This window comes from Rubinisphaera margarita, assembly GCF_022267515.1.
Lineage (GTDB): Bacteria > Planctomycetota > Planctomycetia > Planctomycetales > Planctomycetaceae > Rubinisphaera > Rubinisphaera margarita.
The window spans coordinates 76,236-92,812 of the sequence record NZ_JAKFGB010000015.1 but is presented as its reverse complement, the minus strand read 5'-3'; the positions used below and the strand labels follow the sequence as shown (position 1 = coordinate 92,812).

Annotated in this window: 16 protein-coding genes; 8 read left to right on the top strand and 8 right to left on the bottom strand. The window is 58.0% G+C overall.

Features of this window, described 5'->3' with window-relative positions; genetic code table 11:
• Positions 1 to 152: 152 nt before the first annotated feature.
• Positions 153 to 2,156, bottom strand: a complete 2,004-nt coding sequence (locus tag L1A08_RS16690) for a prolyl oligopeptidase family serine peptidase (RefSeq protein WP_238757611.1) — start codon at positions 2,154 to 2,156, stop codon at positions 153 to 155.
• 166 nt (positions 2,157 to 2,322) lie between these two features.
• Here L1A08_RS16690 and L1A08_RS16685 point away from each other — a divergent pair, with 166 nt between their 5' ends.
• Together L1A08_RS16685 and L1A08_RS16680 are read left to right on the top strand one after the other, a co-directional pair.
• Entirely contained in the window at positions 2,323 to 3,504 is a 1,182-nt protein-coding gene (locus tag L1A08_RS16685) for a M28 family metallopeptidase (RefSeq protein WP_238757610.1), read from the top strand.
• 367 nt (positions 3,505 to 3,871) lie between these two features.
• Entirely contained in the window at positions 3,872 to 4,273 is a 402-nt protein-coding gene (locus L1A08_RS16680) for an STAS domain-containing protein (RefSeq protein ID WP_238757609.1), read from the top strand.
• 67 nt (positions 4,274 to 4,340) lie between these two features.
• Here the strand turns inward: L1A08_RS16680 and L1A08_RS16675 are convergent, their stop codons facing one another.
• The 5 genes from L1A08_RS16675 to L1A08_RS16655 form a co-directional block, all read right to left on the bottom strand.
• On the bottom strand, positions 4,341 to 5,381 hold the full coding sequence (locus L1A08_RS16675) for a DUF1559 domain-containing protein (RefSeq protein ID WP_238757608.1): 1,041 nt from the start codon (positions 5,379 to 5,381) through the stop codon (positions 4,341 to 4,343).
• 51 nt (positions 5,382 to 5,432) lie between these two features.
• Positions 5,433 to 6,035 carry a hypothetical protein gene (locus L1A08_RS16670; RefSeq protein ID WP_238757607.1) on the bottom strand — a complete coding sequence of 201 codons (603 nt, stop codon included), beginning with the start codon at positions 6,033 to 6,035 and terminating at the stop codon, positions 5,433 to 5,435.
• A 54-nt stretch (positions 6,036 to 6,089) separates the two neighbouring features.
• On the bottom strand, positions 6,090 to 7,574 hold the full coding sequence (locus L1A08_RS16665) for an arylsulfatase (RefSeq protein ID WP_238757606.1): 1,485 nt from the start codon (positions 7,572 to 7,574) through the stop codon (positions 6,090 to 6,092).
• 82 nt (positions 7,575 to 7,656) lie between these two features.
• Positions 7,657 to 9,627: a sulfatase gene (locus tag L1A08_RS16660; RefSeq protein WP_238757604.1), complete on the bottom strand. Its 1,971-nt coding sequence runs from the start codon at positions 9,625 to 9,627 to the stop codon at positions 7,657 to 7,659.
• A gap of 480 nt (positions 9,628 to 10,107) precedes the next feature.
• Positions 10,108 to 10,629 carry a DUF421 domain-containing protein gene (locus L1A08_RS16655; RefSeq protein WP_238757602.1) on the bottom strand — a complete coding sequence of 174 codons (522 nt, stop codon included), beginning with the start codon at positions 10,627 to 10,629 and terminating at the stop codon, positions 10,108 to 10,110.
• Between the two features lie 173 nt (positions 10,630 to 10,802).
• Here L1A08_RS16655 and L1A08_RS16650 point away from each other — a divergent pair, with 173 nt between their 5' ends.
• The 5 genes from L1A08_RS16650 to L1A08_RS16630 all read left to right on the top strand — a co-directional run bounded on the left by L1A08_RS16650 (position 10,803) and on the right by L1A08_RS16630 (position 12,683).
• Positions 10,803 to 11,201 carry a hypothetical protein gene (locus L1A08_RS16650; RefSeq protein ID WP_238757601.1) on the top strand — a complete coding sequence of 133 codons (399 nt, stop codon included), beginning with the start codon at positions 10,803 to 10,805 and terminating at the stop codon, positions 11,199 to 11,201.
• Positions 11,191 to 11,415 carry a helix-turn-helix transcriptional regulator gene (locus tag L1A08_RS16645; protein ID WP_238757600.1) on the top strand — a complete coding sequence of 75 codons (225 nt, stop codon included), beginning with the start codon at positions 11,191 to 11,193 and terminating at the stop codon, positions 11,413 to 11,415. Before L1A08_RS16650 ends, L1A08_RS16645 begins: the two co-directional genes overlap by 11 nt.
• Positions 11,415 to 11,846: a protein-tyrosine phosphatase family protein gene (locus tag L1A08_RS16640; protein ID WP_238757598.1), complete on the top strand. Its 432-nt coding sequence runs from the start codon at positions 11,415 to 11,417 to the stop codon at positions 11,844 to 11,846. The genes L1A08_RS16645 and L1A08_RS16640 overlap by 1 nt, the downstream gene beginning before the upstream one ends.
• A 108-nt stretch (positions 11,847 to 11,954) precedes the next feature.
• Positions 11,955 to 12,164, top strand: a complete 210-nt coding sequence (locus L1A08_RS16635; RefSeq protein ID WP_238757597.1) for a dodecin — start codon at positions 11,955 to 11,957, stop codon at positions 12,162 to 12,164.
• A gap of 9 nt (positions 12,165 to 12,173) precedes the next feature.
• Positions 12,174 to 12,683 carry a shikimate kinase gene (locus tag L1A08_RS16630; protein WP_238757596.1) on the top strand — a complete coding sequence of 170 codons (510 nt, stop codon included), beginning with the start codon at positions 12,174 to 12,176 and terminating at the stop codon, positions 12,681 to 12,683.
• A gap of 76 nt (positions 12,684 to 12,759) precedes the next feature.
• Here the strand turns inward: L1A08_RS16630 and L1A08_RS16625 are convergent, their stop codons facing one another.
• Entirely contained in the window at positions 12,760 to 13,707 is a 948-nt protein-coding gene (locus tag L1A08_RS16625; RefSeq protein WP_261362930.1) for a DUF1559 domain-containing protein, read from the bottom strand.
• 301 nt (positions 13,708 to 14,008) lie between these two features.
• Positions 14,009 to 15,670, bottom strand: coding sequence for a glycine--tRNA ligase (locus L1A08_RS16620; protein ID WP_238757591.1), 1,662 nt, complete (start codon positions 15,668 to 15,670; stop codon positions 14,009 to 14,011).
• 215 nt (positions 15,671 to 15,885) lie between these two features.
• On the opposite strand from L1A08_RS16620, the gene def reads away from it, so the two are divergent.
• Entirely contained in the window at positions 15,886 to 16,467 is a 582-nt protein-coding gene (gene def / locus L1A08_RS16615) for a peptide deformylase (protein ID WP_238757589.1), read from the top strand.
• Positions 16,468 to 16,577: the final 110 nt, after the last annotated feature.

Genomic DNA, 16,577 nt, shown 5'->3' with positions numbered 1-16,577 from the left:
AGGGGGATCGCCCGGTTGCACGCAGATGAAAGAAGCTTCTGGAATCAACGAAGGGTGGCCCGTCTATCACAGACAGGCCACCCTTCTCGATGATCACTTCGCGTCGTGCGTAGGGGATTACCTGCGGCTATTCCAGCCGACGACCTGCTCGACTACTCTTCACTCTCGTTGAGCTGCCAGTCGCCGTTGAACAGATCGGCCCAGGTGGTCGTTTCTTCGTAGCCCTTATCGGTCTTGCTGTAGTTCAACACGGCGATATCTCCCAGCTTGGGGAACAACCACGAGTTGCTGGCTTTGAAGTCCGGTTCGTGCGTCGTCATGCCGGAATTGATGACGATGTACTTGTGCGGATTCAGCGGGTTCGGGTAGATCATCGCCAGGCCGTGCTTCTCGACTGGGTACGACTTCCCGCCGACGGTGATCTCCTGCCGGTTCCATTCAATCGGCAACTTCTCCAGCATCCCGTTCAGCAGTTTGTTGGAACCGGGATCGCCGAACAGAATCAGGTGCGAATCCTTCATCATCTCGAGGGTCACTTCGCTGTCGTTGACGATGCGAATCTCTCCCCGCATCCACTTGTCGAACTCGCGGCCAAATCGTTCCAGCGTCCAGTCGGTCCAGGCCTGATGCTCGTCGGACCAGGGCGTTCCGGTACCGCGAACACAGAGGAACGAACTCATGAACGCATCATCGATCGGCCCCTGAAGATCGTGCCGCTTCCGACCGCTGCCGAGTTCCTGGTAAGCCCGCGATTCATCGTAGTTGAACACTTCCCAACCGGCGTCGAGCTTCTCGAAGTACACCGACGGCAGCAGTCCGTCAGCCGCATCCCGCAACGGCAGCGGCGGTTCATCGTCGATCGAAATTTCATCGGCGATATCGCGACTGATGCTGAGCAGCCGGCAGTTCTTCGTTTCCAGCGACAGCAGTCCCGAGCTCTCGTCGTACTTCGATTCGACGGTCGTTTCTTCGTACATCTCGTCGAGCTCTTCGATCGTGCACCAGAAGCACTGATTGTACTTCGGCGTGTAGGTCACAAACCGAATCTGCTTCGGCCCGGGGTACTTCGGGAGCCCCTGACGATTGTTACGACCCAGAAACTGCTGAAACTCCGCCTCGGCTTCCGGCGTGAACTTGTGGCCGATGTCCTTGCCGATAATCAACTCGAGGGGAACGTCGTGCTTCTCGGCCTGCTCCTGCATCAACAGACTCGTCTTGAGCTGGCTGTCCTGATCGCCGCCGTAAGTCACGAAGTGAACATTCGCCAGGTTGAGACCGTAGTTGATGGTGTCGTAGATCCGCAGCGGTTTGTGCTGATAGTCCGGCAACTGTTCGGTCTTCTTCTGGTAGTTGTAAAAGTCGACAAATCCAGCCCCCGCCCCGACTGAAGCCCACTGCGACGGATGATGCATTCCGAGATGCCACGCCCCTGCTCCTCCCATCGAGAAACCCCAGAGGGTGATGTGACGATCGTCGATCGCGAAGCGACGGGAGACATCGGCAATCGCTTCGAAGACATCCGTCTCGCCCGCCCAGCGGTAAGCGTTGTCGATTCGTCCGAAGACATCGATCTGAATCCACGTCTGCTTCTCGCCGGGTTTCTTCTCCCGATGCTGTGCAATGAATCCGACTTCATTTCGCCCGCCGCGACCGTGCAGGACCACATACAGCGGCATCCGGCTGGATCGGGAAGGATCGAAGTTCGATGGCAGCGACAGGGCGTACGGCTGTACCGAATGATCGACTTTGGAAACGTATCCGCAAATCTGGCTTCCCGCGTTGTAATTGCGGCTCTTCCGGGACTGCAGTTCCCGCAGCAGGGTATCGGCGTCCTGCAGAGCGGTCATCGTCTGTTGATAGGTCGATTTCTTATCGAAGTCGTTGTGACGGATAATCCACTCGGCTGCCTTGATGTGCACCGACAGATCGGCATAGTCAGTCCACACCTGCTGCTCGCCGATGTAGTACGAACGCCCGTGCTTCTGGCGGTCATCGGCCCATTCGGTGCGGATCTCATCCAGCTTCCGCCGCATGGCCGAGACCTGTTCCTTGAGCTTGTTGAGCTCGTCCTCGCTCGGTTTCTGAGCGACTGCGACGGTCGCCTGCGACGTCATCAGCAGAGTGAGGAGAAACAGGGAGAGTACAAAGCGAATCATGGTGTCACCTGTGACGGGAAAGTGTGAATCGGTTCGCCTTTCAGTTTAGACACCCGCCTTCAAGTTCGAAACCATCCCCGATCCGGAATGGCAGGCTCCCTGATGTCGGAGTACGATGAACGGGACCCCCTGGTGTTCGAGACTATCGATTGAATCGGAGATGCCCTTGCGATCTCAACTGCGCTTCTGTCTGATCGCGATCCTGTTCATCCTGCCTGCAGCGAGTCCGCTTGCGTCGACTTATGCCGGGCCGACCGATGCACCGAAAGCCGAAGCAACTCGCGTTCAGGAGATCATCGAACATCTGGCGAGCGAGGACTTCGCCGGTCGCCGGGGCGTCGATGCTCGACGTGCGGCGGAGTACCTGGCGCGGGAGTTTGAGGACCTCGATCTCAAGCCGGTTTTCGCGCACGAGTCGTTCCTGCAGCCCGTCCCCGGTCCGCCTGGTGAAGAGGGAGAATCGACGACCGCAGGTTGGAATGTCACGGCACGATACACGCATCCCGAGGCCCGCTTCCCGCACGAGTATGTGATCATTGCTGCCCATCACGATCACCTTGGTCGCACGAAGTCGGACATCTATTTCGGAGCCGACGACAATGCCTCCGGCGTGGCGATGCTTCTGGAAGCCGCCCGACTGATTTCGTCCTCCGATCAGGTCCTCGACCGCTCGGTGCTGTTCGTAAGCTTCGACCTGGAAGAACATCTTCTATTCGGATCCCGGTGGTGGACTGCCCATGCCCCTGTGCCGCTGGAGCAGGTGAAGTTCATCATCGTCGCCGACATGCTCGGTCGGTCGCTGGGCGATCTACCTCTGGAGACGGTTTTTCTGTTTGGAGCCGAGCACGGGGCCGGGATCCGTGAATCGATTCGAAAAATCGACTTCGGACCAGCCGCGAAACCGACACTGCTCAGTGATGATTTCGTCGGGTTGCGGAGTGACTATGGTCCCTTCCGGGATCGAGAAATTCCCTTCGTCTTCGCTTCCACTGGTCAGTCCAGAGACTACCACACCCCTCAGGACACGGCTGACAAGATCGACTTCGAACAGGTGGCCACAATCAGCACGGGACTGACGAAACTGCTGATCGAGGTGGCCGGTCGCTCCGAACCGCCGCGCTGGATTCTCGACCCGCCGGTCGAAATGGAAGAAGTCGCCGCGATTGAAGAAATCTGCGCACAGATCCGCCGCAAAGCGGAAGACTGGAAGCTGACTCCCGTGCAGCGATTTTTCGTCGACCAGGCCTCGACCCACGCTGCGAAGATTCTTCGCCAGGACGAGATCACTCCGGCCGACCAGGCATGGCTTACCCGGACCACCCAGCTACTCCTCTTTTCCGTATTCTAAGCTGTCCTCTTCCTCGCGATGACAAGCCAGATTGCGTGCTTCCAGTTTCCGCAGTCCCAGTGAAGAGCAAGGGTCCGGACGCGGAAAGAAATTCCGTCGAAATGCTCCGCCCGGCTGCGATCTCGCGAGAGAATTCGACAGGCTCGAGCGTTTTACTTAGGAGTCCCTGCATTTTTTTTCACGCTCCCAAACACTTCGTGTCTGTTTCCGCAGGTCTGGAGGGCAATGGGGCGATTGTGAAAAACGAACAAGTTTCGACGCAGCTTTACTCAGCAGATGAGGTGCATCTGGTACTGCGACAGACCTTGAACCGAGTACGACTTCATTGAGCGCTCACATTTAACGTCTGAGATCCAGGAAGTCTGACATGGCAGGTACATATCTTTTCCGTGGAGATGATCCCATCTTCGAGATAACCGACGAGAGCGGTTACCTGATCCTCCACATCTCCGAACGACCGGTCGATCACAATTACGAGTCCAAGCAGCACGAATACAATCGGCTGTACCGGACCCTCTACATGCGCGACAATCCGTGCGTCCTGTTCGACCTGAGCCGGTGCGTCGTGATGGATTCGATCACGATCGGCATTCTGGTGAAGCTGACGACTCTCTGCAGGCAACGGAGAGGCACCGCCGTGGTCGCCTGTGTGGCTCCCAACATTCAGGAATCGTTCGAAAGTCTGATGCTGCTTCAGGCTGATAAGCAACGGGCGACCTGGAGGATGTTCGACACCGTTTCCGAAGCCAAAGCCGCCTTTCCCTGGTAACCCCGCAAAGAAACGGAATGACCCCGAGAACTCCCGGAGTCATTCGCGCTTCCGTTGCCGCCGGATATCAGAACTCGCCGGGAACTTCGCCGCCATCGCGTGAACTCAGTCCGCGATAAACGCCGAGATCCACATTCTCGCTGATACTCCGCACGGAACCATCGCAGAGAGTGAACTGAGCCTGCCCCTGATGCGGAGCCGACACGCCACGATCCGGACCGAAGTTGTAGGTCCCCGATCCATCCTGCTCGGCTCGGTTCGGCCCGAATTCGGTATCGAACAGCACCATGTGGCCGTGATCGTCGCCGGCATCGGTTTCATCGCGGCAGGCAGCGGCCCAGGCATTCTCGAAGATCTCGTGACCGCCTCCGGCTCCGGCAATCGGATTCCCATTGGAATCGTAGATCAGCCCATTGGTCCGCTCGCCGATCAGCAGCGTGTTCGACAGCCCATCGGTAATATCCCGAAAGCCGGTTTTGCTGTTGCGATAGAGAACTCCCTCGCAGGCCCGGAAGGCAGCTCCAGCCGGAGCGGATCCCAGAGCGGGTGTGTCGTCGAGATTCACATCGTCAGACGTGTTTCCCGGAGTGTTGACCCGCCCGCTGGCTGGTCCCCAGTTGCCGGCGTACGAGGACGCCGCAAAGTTCACGTCCCGCTCGACAAACTTGCCTTCCGAATACGCATCGGAGGGACAGAGATAAGTGCTGATCGGCGTTTCCCGAGCCGCCCGATTCGCCGAGTCGAAGCAGGGCAAACCAAAGTTGAACCGATCGTACAGAGCCGGCTGTTCGATGAACGGCAGAATCATCGTTCCCCACGCCAGACCCATGTGGTTGTCCACCGGGTCGTTGCTCATCGGGTAGCCCGGATTGCTGATGGTCGTGAACCGCGTTCCGTCCTGCCACAGGTAGCCAGGAGGCATCACGCCGTGGGTCGATTCGTAATTGTGAATCGCCAGCCCGATTTGCTTGAGGTTGTTCTTGCAGCTCGATCGTCGAGCCGCCTCCCGAGCCTGCTGGACGGCTGGCAACAACAGAGCGACCAGGATGGCAATGATTGCGATGACAACAAGAAGTTCGATCAACGTAAAGGCTTTACGTTGGAGCATGGTTTCCTCCAGAGTTCCTCAAAGGAATGAAAATGAAACGAGTTTCGAACGTCAGACAACGACGTTCGGGAGCGTTTCATTCGACTCGGGAGGAGGCGTCGGCGGAGCGTCCGCGAACGGGGTGACAAGCAGATCAGCCGCTTCCACAAGACCGGTTTCCGGCGACACGGCATTCAGCTCGACACGCTCGGGACCTGCAGGCAGATCGAACCGCAACAGCAGGACGCGGCTCGGCGGCAGGTCGACTTCAAAAGCACCGTTCGAAACGGGAATCGCCGTCGCGACCGCCTCGGCTGAGGTCTGAGGTTGCGATCCTTCACGCGGCTTCTTTACCGGTTGAGCGGCGGGGCGGGGTCGCGATGTTGTCGGCAGAGTCAGCGTGAATCCGAGAATCGTGACGTGAGCATGCTCCTGCACGATCTCCTGGTTCCCCGGAGGACGGTGGGTGTGCGAATGCCCGTGGCCATGCGAATGCGAGTGGCCATGATCATGATGGTGATTGTGCCCGTGGGAATGCGTGTGGCCACGATGCGTATGCTGGTGCGGCCCCTCGCCGCCGGAGTGCGTGTGATACCAGACCGGCGAGGAGAGACTGATCCCCACGATCAACAGTGCCAGTGCACCAACGCCAAGTTTGATCGTGAAGCGGGACATGAACCAGGGACGCTTATCAACTGAGAGCGTTTACTTCGTGCAAGCCGATCTGCTCTACAGCTCGGGAACCTGCCACTGCGGAATACCGCCGGCGGCCTGCTGCTGCTCGAACTGAACGTGGAAGGGTCGCACGGGCGACATCGGGGCGGATTCGTTGACCATCAACGGGCGGGACTTCTGCCAGAACTGATCGTACGCCCGGCGGAGTCGCTGCACAACTTCGGGGTGCTCATCGGCGATATCCTTCGTCTGCCCCGGATCGTTCCGCATGTCATACAGCTGATCCTCGACCAGTCGATACCGCTGATTTCGCACGGCGAACTTCTTCCACTGGAAGTCGTCCGGATTCGCTCCCGTCGGCCAGCGTCCGACGTGCGTAAACAGCAATCGGCCTTTCCAGTCGGCTTCCGGATTCTGAATCAGCGGCCACAAACTGCGGCCGGCGACCTGGCCATTCGGCAGTTCGGCTCCGGCGATGTCGGCCAATGTCGGCAGGAGATCGATATGAGCCGCGATGCGATCGATTTCCTGTCCCGGCTTCACGACGCCATCCCAGCGAACAAAAAACGGCACACGAACGCCCCCTTCGTCGGCACTCCCTTTGAGACCTTTCATGTCGCCGTTGTAAGCCCGCAGTTCGGTGCCGTCCGGCTTCGTCCCGACCACATGTCCCGGTCGACCGCTGCCTCCTCCGGTGGTGCCGTTGTCGGACATGAAGATGATCATCGTGTCATCAAGCAGATCCCACTTTCCCAGATGCGAAACCAGCCGGCCGAGGTTCTCGTCGATGTTCTCAATCATCCCGTAGTACCCGGCGTGTTTGTCGCTAAAGCCGAGGTCCGTGAACTTCTTCGTGTTCTTCTCTGGAGCAATAAACGGGCCGTGCGGAGCGTTGGTCGCGATGTATGCGAAGAACGGCTCCTGCTTTTCCGACTGCTTCTTCATGAAGCCGAGAGCAGCCGTGAAGAACAGGTCGGTGCAGTATCCGTCCGTTTTGACGAACGAGCCGTTGTGCTTGATCGCCGGGTCGAAGTACTCGTTGTCCGGGGCGTCGGCACAGCTGCATTCATACGACTGGCCGATTCCTCCGCCGCCGTGAATGAAGGCTTCATCGAATCCACGATTGTGCGGCTGGTAAGGATCTTCATCGCCCAGATGCCATTTGCCGAAGATGCCCGAGGTATAGCCGGCCGTCTTCAACACCTGCGGCAGAATCGTCGCGTCGAGTGTCATCCGTTCGCGTTCGAGAATGGTATGCGTGACGCCGTTCTGCAGCGGATGCCGGCCGGTCATCATCGCCGAGCGTGTCGGAGCACAGGTCGGGCTGACCAGAAACCGGGTGAATCGCGTGCTGTGATCGTAAAGGTCGTCCATGTGAGGCGTGTCGAGCCACGGATGTCCGTGCCGCCCGAGCTGCGCGTAGCCCTGATCGTCGGTCATGATCAGCACGATGTTCGGCTTCTTCGGTTCCGCCGCCGTCGCGAACGGAGCCAGAGCGTGAACGAGAACAGTCAACAACAGGAGATGAGTCAGGCGCATGCAATACCTCTCTGAATGGGCGTAGAAGTCTCGTGTCACGTTACCGGAAACATTGTCCCAGCACAATTTCCCAGTGACGGGATCAGTTCAGCTTCCAGACGCGGATGGGGTCGCCGGTTTTGGCGTCGGTGTACTCGATCGACTGGATCTCGACGGGGCTTTCGTCAGCCGGAAGATAGAGGCGGACAATCTGAGTCGGACTCTTCACCGGCAGATCGACTTTCACTGTTTGCCATTCGTTCCCGCCGGCGATGTTGAATGCGACCGTCTGCTCCCCCTCGGGAAATTGTTCCTGATTCACCGACTTCCACCAGACCTTCCCCGAGCCGCCCGCTTCACTGCGAACCTTCAGCGTGAGGGTCATCGGGCCGTTGTGTTTCACCTGGGCGGAGCCGAGAAACGGCGCACGCCTCTCGGCTTCCATCCGATAAGCACCATCGATTTTCGTCAGCGTGCTGAACTTGGGCACCAGCCCGAGGGCGGCATCTCGTCCGGGACTCGTGTTTCGCGACGGCTGGTAGTTCGGATTCGGCTGCGGATAAAGCGCACCGGTTCGTTCGACGAACTCGTCGATCAGGTCATCGAGTTCCTTCACTTTCTCCGGCATCTTCTCGGCGAGGTTGTTCGTCTCGCCAATGTCTTTCTTGAGGTTGTAGAGCTCGCGGACGTCGGGATACTTCGGATGGGGCTCGAACCGGCGGATCAGTTTCCAGTCTCCCTGCCGCACAGAAACGGCTGGAACAATATGCGGGAACCAGGTGAAGTAGGCCGTTCGCTGCAGTTCGCCCGTCTGCTTGAGCACGGGAAGAATTGATTCGCCATCGATGGTCTGCGACTCGGCTCGTTCCATATTGAGGGCGTCGAGAATTGTCGGATACAGATCGATCGGACCGACGACAGCATCACTCGTTGTGCCCGGTTCGATATGTCCCGGCCAGCGGACCATCAGCGGCACACGCTGTCCCCCTTCATAAATGCGACTTTTGCCTTCACGCAACGGGGCATTGTTCGTCGGGGGTTTGAAGCCGGCCCATTTCTGATAACTTTCGAGAGCCGGATTGGCCTTCGCTCTGCGCATCGCTTTGGCGTCATCTTCGGTATTGCTGTGCACGTTGCCGCCGTTGTCGGAATAGAAGATCAGCAGCGTATTGTCAGCCAGTTCGAGTTCATCGAGCTTGTCCATAATGCGCCCGAGGCTGTCGTCGACACTCTTCAGCATCGAGGCCATGACCGGGTTCGACTGCCGGCCGGTCGGATCCGTCTTTTTCGCAAACTGAGCCGTGTAGCTTTCCTTGTGTCCCCACGGACCATGCACACCAAACTGCCAGACGTTCGCGAAGAAAGGACGATCTTTGTTCGCTTCCAGAAACGCGACCACTTCATCGGTCAGTCGATCGGTGATGTACTCGCCATCGGGGCCATCGGTGATGGTGCCGCGATGCTTGGCTTTGCGGGCGATCTCAGGCGGCGCATCCGGAGGAACGACCCCATAAGGGGAGAAGTAATATCCCGGTGGTCCCGGGCTCGGTTCGCTATGCCAGGCGACATCGAAGCCCTGCGTTTCCGGCCAGTGTGGTTCGGTCAACCCGAGATGCCATTTGCCGAAATGCCCCGTCCGATAGCCGGCGTCTTTCAGCGCTTCCGCCAGCGTGTACTGCGACGGCTCCAGATAGTTCCTGCTGATCGGCATGATCAGGGGACGATTCGGCGGAGCGGTGTCGGGCAGAAAGTCAAAACCTTCTGGCTGCGGCTTTTGATGACCTGAAGCACTCGTCACGCCGTGACGGGAGGAGTACTGACCGGTCAGAATCGAAGCCCGCGTCGGCGAGCAGAGCGGCACCGCGTAGGCATCGGTGAATCGCATCGACTGCTCAGCCAGCCGCTGCATGTTGGGTGTGTCGTAGTACTGGGAACCATAAGGTTCGGAGTCAACCCAGCCCATGTCATCGACCAGAAATAGAATGACATTCGTCGGCTGGTCGGCCGCCGAAAGGGAACTGGCCAGTAGCAGGACAAGCAACGAAGAGAGGATCGTCAACGGGCGAGGCGGCATCGGGCGGTCTCCTGAGCGATTCAAAGATCAGCGCATTCCGATAGGAAGCATACCGGGCAAGCTGCAGCGATCTCAACTTCGCCCCCGATTTCACGGGTCGGGCGGGAGATGTCGCGCTATCGGAGTTCGGACTATACCGAAGGAAAAACAAGGCTTCGGCGGTCGTGACAGCGGTGCGGGAAGCCATTGCGGACAGCGAGCACTGCGAAAGGCCCGCACATGCCCCCGCAATGCCCGCTGCCCAGTGCACTGGCCGTCGGAACAGTGATCACCATGACATCGACCCGATCTCGATCGATGGGCAGAAGAGATGTCTGGAACGTCTCTATTAATCACCTGCGGGCGGGGGCAAATCTCACCCGTTTTTTGCCGGCAGGGAGCTCGATTTCCCAAATTCGTCGATTATTCAGCCCGAAAACTGATCGAGAGCAACCGGGATGTTCCTCTGCAGTGGAGGCTCAAAAGCTTGTAGATCGCCTTTTAATCCTTCGGTTGCGGCCACGGTTCGGAATCGGCAGGCCCGCTTTCCCGGCTGACAACGGAAAGTTCCGCGTTCGCTTCGAGTGTGACCATCCGAACATCATCGAGCGAGGCGATTCCTTTATCACGGATGGTCTGAAGGATTTCGTCCCGGGAGACGCGCTCCTTCCGCATGGCGACGTGATCGAATTCGCCGTCCGAAAACAGCACACTGGGAGCGGCTAGAAACAGCCGGCGGGCCCATTCCCAGCGAGAGGTAGAAATCGTAAGTACATACTGCAGTCCCAAGAGCAGTGCCATCGCAAGAAGTCCGTCGGCGACTGTCACATCCTTCAGCACGGCCATCGACGCGAGCACCGAACCAACGGCCACCGTGACGATCCAGTCGAAGTTATTCATCTTCGACGTCGACCGTTTCCCGGCCGTGCGGACGAAGAGAATCAGCATGAAGTAGCCGAAGACCGTGCTGACCGTGATCTTGAAAAGACTGTCCCAGGATTCAAACCAGGCCGAGTGGTCCATCGTTCGTTTCTCCCATGGATGCGGCGGCTGTTCCCTTTTCATGCTCGTGCATAATCACTGCGATGCAAGGATCCTTCGGATCGAGAACAGGAAAGACTAATAAACTTGGCGCGAATAAAGAAAAGTTTATTATACATTCACGGTCTCATTCTCGAGCATTCAGGGGACGCGGTATGACGTCGATGGAAAAAGCCTGCTGGTGGGAACTGGGAGTTTCGCTGCTCAGTCTCTCGGTCGTTCTGATTCTTCTCCTCGTTGTGCCCGAAGTCGCCCCGGCCGGGTTTGCATTTCTCGCCCTGATCGCGTTCGGTCGAGTCTTTCTCACACAAGGAGCCAAAGGTCGGATTATTGACGAGCGGGATCAGGCGATCGAAATTGGTGCACGTCATACGGGTGTCGCCGTGGCAATGATCGTTCTCATCTGCGGCCTGTCGGTCCTGGTTGCATTCGGCGACGAACCGTCCGTGCCTAAATCGACCCTGGTCTGGATGGTCTGGACCGCTTTTACCCTCTCCTGTCTGGTGAAGGGACTGGTTGCGGTTGTGCAGTATCGAGCTGATCATGCCGCGTAAATTAGAACCTCGGCTACTCAACCGTGTTCGCGAACTGCGAACCGACACGGGCATGACTCAGCAGGAAATCGCTGACCAGCTGGGGATCACGCGGCAGACCATCGTCGCATTGGAACGCGGGGGGTACACACCGTCACTGGCACTGGCTCTACGCATCGCTCAACTGTTCGAGACAGCCGTCGACGACATCTTCTGGTTTGAGGGGAGTACCTGATGCGAGAAGTACTGGCTCATCGCGTCTACACAGGTCATGCCGGGGACGCCCGGGATCTGCGCACCCTGATGAGTGCCGAGTTCGCAGCCGTGGTCGACGTCGCGATGGAAGAACCTCCGGCGACACTCAGCCGGGAACTGATCTACTGCCGAATCCCTCTCATTGATGGAGGCGACAACGATGGCCGGTTATTGGATTTTGCAATTGATACGGTCGTGGAACTGATCCACTCGAAACTCAAAGTTCTCATTGCCTGCAGCGGAGGAATGAGTCGTTCTCCATTAATTACGGCAGCTGCGCTCGCCCGAACGCAAGGGACGAGTTTCTCAGAAGCCCTCCATGTGGTGACATCGACGGGCCCTTGTGATTTTTCTCCGATCCTGTTCAAAGAGATCCAGGACCGCGCACGGGCGACTGCAGGAGAAGCCTGAAAATGCTCTAGGCGGACGCCGGGCTTGCACTACACTGGGGTGAAGAAACTCTTCGCCTGGACAACAGGCGAAATGAATGCGTACCGACTCTGAAGAAAGACCTCTGTGATGAGTGACCACGTTTATAAGAAGATTGAGATCGTCGGCAGTTCCACGACGTCCTCGGATGATGCGATCCGCAATGCGCTGGCCAAGGCGAGTTCGAGCGTGAGCGATATTTCCTGGTACGAAGTTGTTGAACATCGAGGCCATATCGTCGATGGCAAGATCGCCCACTTTCAGGTGACCGTGAAGTTCGGCTTCCGGATCAACGACTGATCCCCGCGTATGAACGAGTTCACGCGGAAACGCAATCTGGTTCTCATCGGAATGCCGGGCGCTGGCAAGAGTACGATTGGTGTGCTGCTGGCCAAGCTGACGGCTCGTGATTTTGTCGATACCGATGTGCTCATCCAGTTGCAGGAAGAAACGACACTGCAGGAGATCGTCGACCGTCGGGGCTATCTCGAACTGCGCGAGATCGAAGCCGGGGTGCTCGGGTCACTCGATCTGCAGAACACCGTCATCGCCACCGGTGGGAGTGCGGTCTACAGCGACTCGGCCATGGAGCATCTGCGAACTCTGGGGCCGATCGTCTATCTCAAGGTCGAACTCAACGAGTTGCAGAACCGCGTGAACAACGAAGCGCAACGGGGACTGGCCCGGCCGGAAGGGCAGTCGTTCGCCGCGATGTATCGCGAACGCTGCCGCCTGTATGAGCAGTACGCCGAGGTGACCGTCGAATGCGCCGGGCTGACCCCGGATCAGATCGCCGCCGTCATCGCCGAACAGACATAGGACAAAAGAAAAGAACCGGACCACACCTGGTGCGATCCGGTTCTTTGTCGATCAGATTCCCGTCCAACGGTTTCGTTTAGAACTCGCCGATCACTTCGCCTTCATCACGGGTCGCAAGACCCTGATAGGTCTGGAAGCTGATGTTTTCCGAGAGGAAACGGACGGATCCATCGGCCAGGCAGAACTGAGCTCCCCCGGTGTGCTGGCTGCTGAATGCGACATCGTTGAACAGCCGTGTCGCCGTGCCGCCGGTGTAAACGTTCGGAAGCTGGTTAATCGTTCTCTGAACGTTCTTACTGGAATACATCGCCGCACCGCCTGTGTCGTTGCTCAATCCCTGAGTCCACGGACGAAGGGCGTTGGTGAACCCCGTTTCCGGCCGGCCCGATACTTCGCCGACAATAATCGTGTTGGAAGTTCCATCTGTGTTGTCAGCAAATCCGAAGCAGGTATTCCGCCCGAGCAGACCGTTGTTCGCGACCCCGCCATGATCGGTCGTCGTATTGCCGAAGTGGCCATAACTGCCCGTCAATGGAGCCGGTCGCGGTCCTTTGGCTCCGGCAACGCCCACGTAGTGGTTCGTGAACACGGCAGCCGTGGTGGAGAAGATATCGGTACTGCGGGCACTGGGACAGAAGTACGAGTCGACCTTGTTCTGACTGACGGCCACGTTGGCAGCAGCCGTGTAGTTCAGGTTGAAATCGACGAGGTCATACAGGGCGCTTTCTTCGACGAAGGGCAGAATCATGACCTGCCAGCCCATGTTGTTCGCCGGAGCGGTCGCCGAGTTTGGTCGGCCCATCGCCCCATAAGGGAAGACGCGGTGGGTGTCGTGGTAGTTGTGGAGAGCCAGGCCGATCTGCTTGAGCTGATTCTTGCAGCTCGATCGTCGAGCCGCTTCGCGAGCCTGTTGGACAGCAGGCAGCAGCAGGGCCACGAGGATCGCAATAATTGCAATAACCACGAGAAGTTCGATCAGTGTGAAAGCAGACCGATCTCGGGCTACTACGGAGGAAGTGCGCATACGAATCTCCAGAGAGATGAAAGGAAAGGACGAGAAACCGCTCAGTAGCGTCGGGACGTGCGGCAGCAGGCACGCCAGAAGCAACATCTCAGTCGATGGAACCCCGATGAGTATCGGAAGTTTCGACGAGGTGCGCAAATGTTATCCTGCGGGAATTCTTCTGGCAATCGGCAATTCGCTCCAGAGCCCCGGAATTCAGCGATCCAGAGCCGAATCGACAAGACCCAGCCAAACGGGGCTGGGTCTTGTGAATTTCGTAGCTGCGGCTGCAGGGACCGCAGCCCCTTGCGGATGCTCGACTCTACCCCTTGAGGCGGGTGAGGATCTCTTCAGTCAGCTTATTGATCGGAACGCGGACCTGTTCCAGCGTATCACGATCGCGAACCGTCACCGTCTGATCGTCAGCCGTCTGTCCATCAACGGTGATGCAGTACGGCGTGCCGATCTCGTCGTGTCGACGGTACCGACGTCCGATGGCTCCCTGCTGATCGTAATCGACGTTCAGACCGGCTTCGCGGAACTCGGCGTAAATTTTTGCCGCCGTTTCCGGCATGCCTTCCTTCTTGATAAGAGGAAAGATTGCCGCTTTCACCGGAGCAAGCCGCGGGTGGAACTTCAGCAGCGTTCGTGTCTGCATCTCGCCCTTGTCGTCCGGTGCTTCGTCGACGGTGTAGGCTTCACACAGAAACGCGAGTGTCGCCCGGTCGGCTCCAGCCGATGGTTCGATCACGTGAGGCACGAAGCGTTCGCGGGCCTGATCGTCGAAGTAGCTCAGATCCTTGCCACTGCCGCGATGCTTCGGCTGGCCGTTCTCGTCGAGCTGCAGCTTCAGATTACCATCGAGCTTACCTTCCATGTGCGAACGCAGGTCGAAATCGCCGCGATGAGCAACCCCTTCGAGCTCGCCGAACTCGCCCGGCGTCAGGAACGGGAAGGCGTACTCGATGTCAGCCGTTCCGACCGAGTAGTGAGCCAGCTCTTCTTTGTGATGTTCCCGCAGCTGCAGTTTGTCCGAGCCGATGCCCAGGCTGGTGTACCAGGCGAAACGACGGTTCCGCCAGTATTCGTACCACTTCGCGCTTTCATCCGGACGACAGAAGAACTCGATCTCCATCTGCTCGAACTCACGCGAACGGAAGGTGAAGTTTCTCGGCGTGATCTCGTTGCGGAAGCTCTTGCCGATCTGACAGATTCCGAACGGCAGCTTCACGCGGCTGCTGTCGACCACGTTCTTGAAGTTGACGAACATCCCCTGAGCGGTTTCAGGACGCAGAAACGCCGCGTCTTCCGCCCCGCCGAGCGCTCCGAGCGTCGTCTTGAACATCAGGTTGAACTCGCGCGGTTCGGTCATCGTGCCGACGCGGCTGGCATCGGGAGCAACCGCCTGGCTCAGATCATCCAGCTTTTCGAGCGGCATAATTTCGCCCTGCCAGTCGATCTGATCTTTGTACTTCGCCTTGAGGCCGAAGAACTTCAGCGCCTTTTCAACGAGCTGCTGCTCGGTCTCTTCGCCGGCGTCCATCGTGGTGATGAAGACTTTCATCTGCTCCGACGTGCCGGGCTGTCCGTCGACGCCCCGTGTCTTCTTCTCGGCTTCGGCCCAGCGACCCTTCACGTGGTCGAACCGGTATCGCTTTTTCGATTCGGTGCAGTCGACCATGAAGTCGTGGAACAGGTCGTAGTGCCCGGAACATTTCCAGACCTGCGGGTGCATGATGATTGACGACTCGATCCCGACCATAGAATAAGCAGAGGGAGCCCCCTCGGGGCAGTTGATTTCATCGTGACGACCGATCATGTCGGCCCACCACGAGTTCCGGACATTCCGCTTGAGCTCAGTGCCCAGCGGGCCGTAATCCCAGAACCCGTTGATGCCCCCGTAGATTTCAGAAGACTGAAACAGAAATCCGCGGCGTTTGCACAGCGCGACGATCTGGTCCATCGTGTTTTCGGTCTGACTCATTCGTTCGTTTTCTCAAGTATCGGAGGAGCGTTCTGGTCTGAAATCTGCGACTGTCGGGACTGACACGAACCGGACAGCAAAGTTCAAGAATAGCATACGACCGCCGGCCGTGACTATTGAACTTCCCGGGGCCGGAGACGACGTTTCAATTCACTTCCCGGTCGCACTATACTGCGGAAAAACAGACCAAACGCCGCTACAAACAGGCTTTCTTCATGGAAATCGTCCTTTATCCTCATCCCGCTCTGCACTTCAAGTCGGCTCCCGTCCGCGCAATCGATGCCTCACTGCGGAAGACCGTGGCTGAGATGTTCGAACTGATGTATGACGCCAGGGGAATCGGTCTGGCCGCCAATCAGGTCGCCCTTCCCTACCGGTTGTTCATCATTAACCTGACGGCTGAACCGGAAGAAAAGGATGAAGAGATCGTCTTCATCAACCCGGTGATCAAAAAACGCCGTGGCCAGGAAGTTGGTGAAGAAGGCTGCCTCAGCTTCCCGGAACTGTATGGTCCGGTCGAACGCTCGGCGGAAATCACCGTCGAAGCCTATAACCTCAAGGGCGAACTGATGAGCTACGACCTCAACGATCTCGCCGCCCGGGCTGTCCAGCACGAGAACGACCATATTGACGGTATTCTCTTCATCGATCGCATGACCGAAGTCGAACGGGCCAAAGTGGCGGCTGTGGTCGATGACTTCGAAGCCCAGTTCCGCGATGCTCAGGGCAAAGACAAAATCCCCAGCGACGATGAACTGACCAAAACCCTGAAACAGCTGGCCGCCGGCAACGCGTAACCCACTTCGTCATCAGAAGCCAGTGGGACAGACATTCCTGTCTGTGGACGAAAAACCGTAGCAACGGCAGTAAACTCGGATAACAAAGAATGGTCCGGACTTTCAATTCC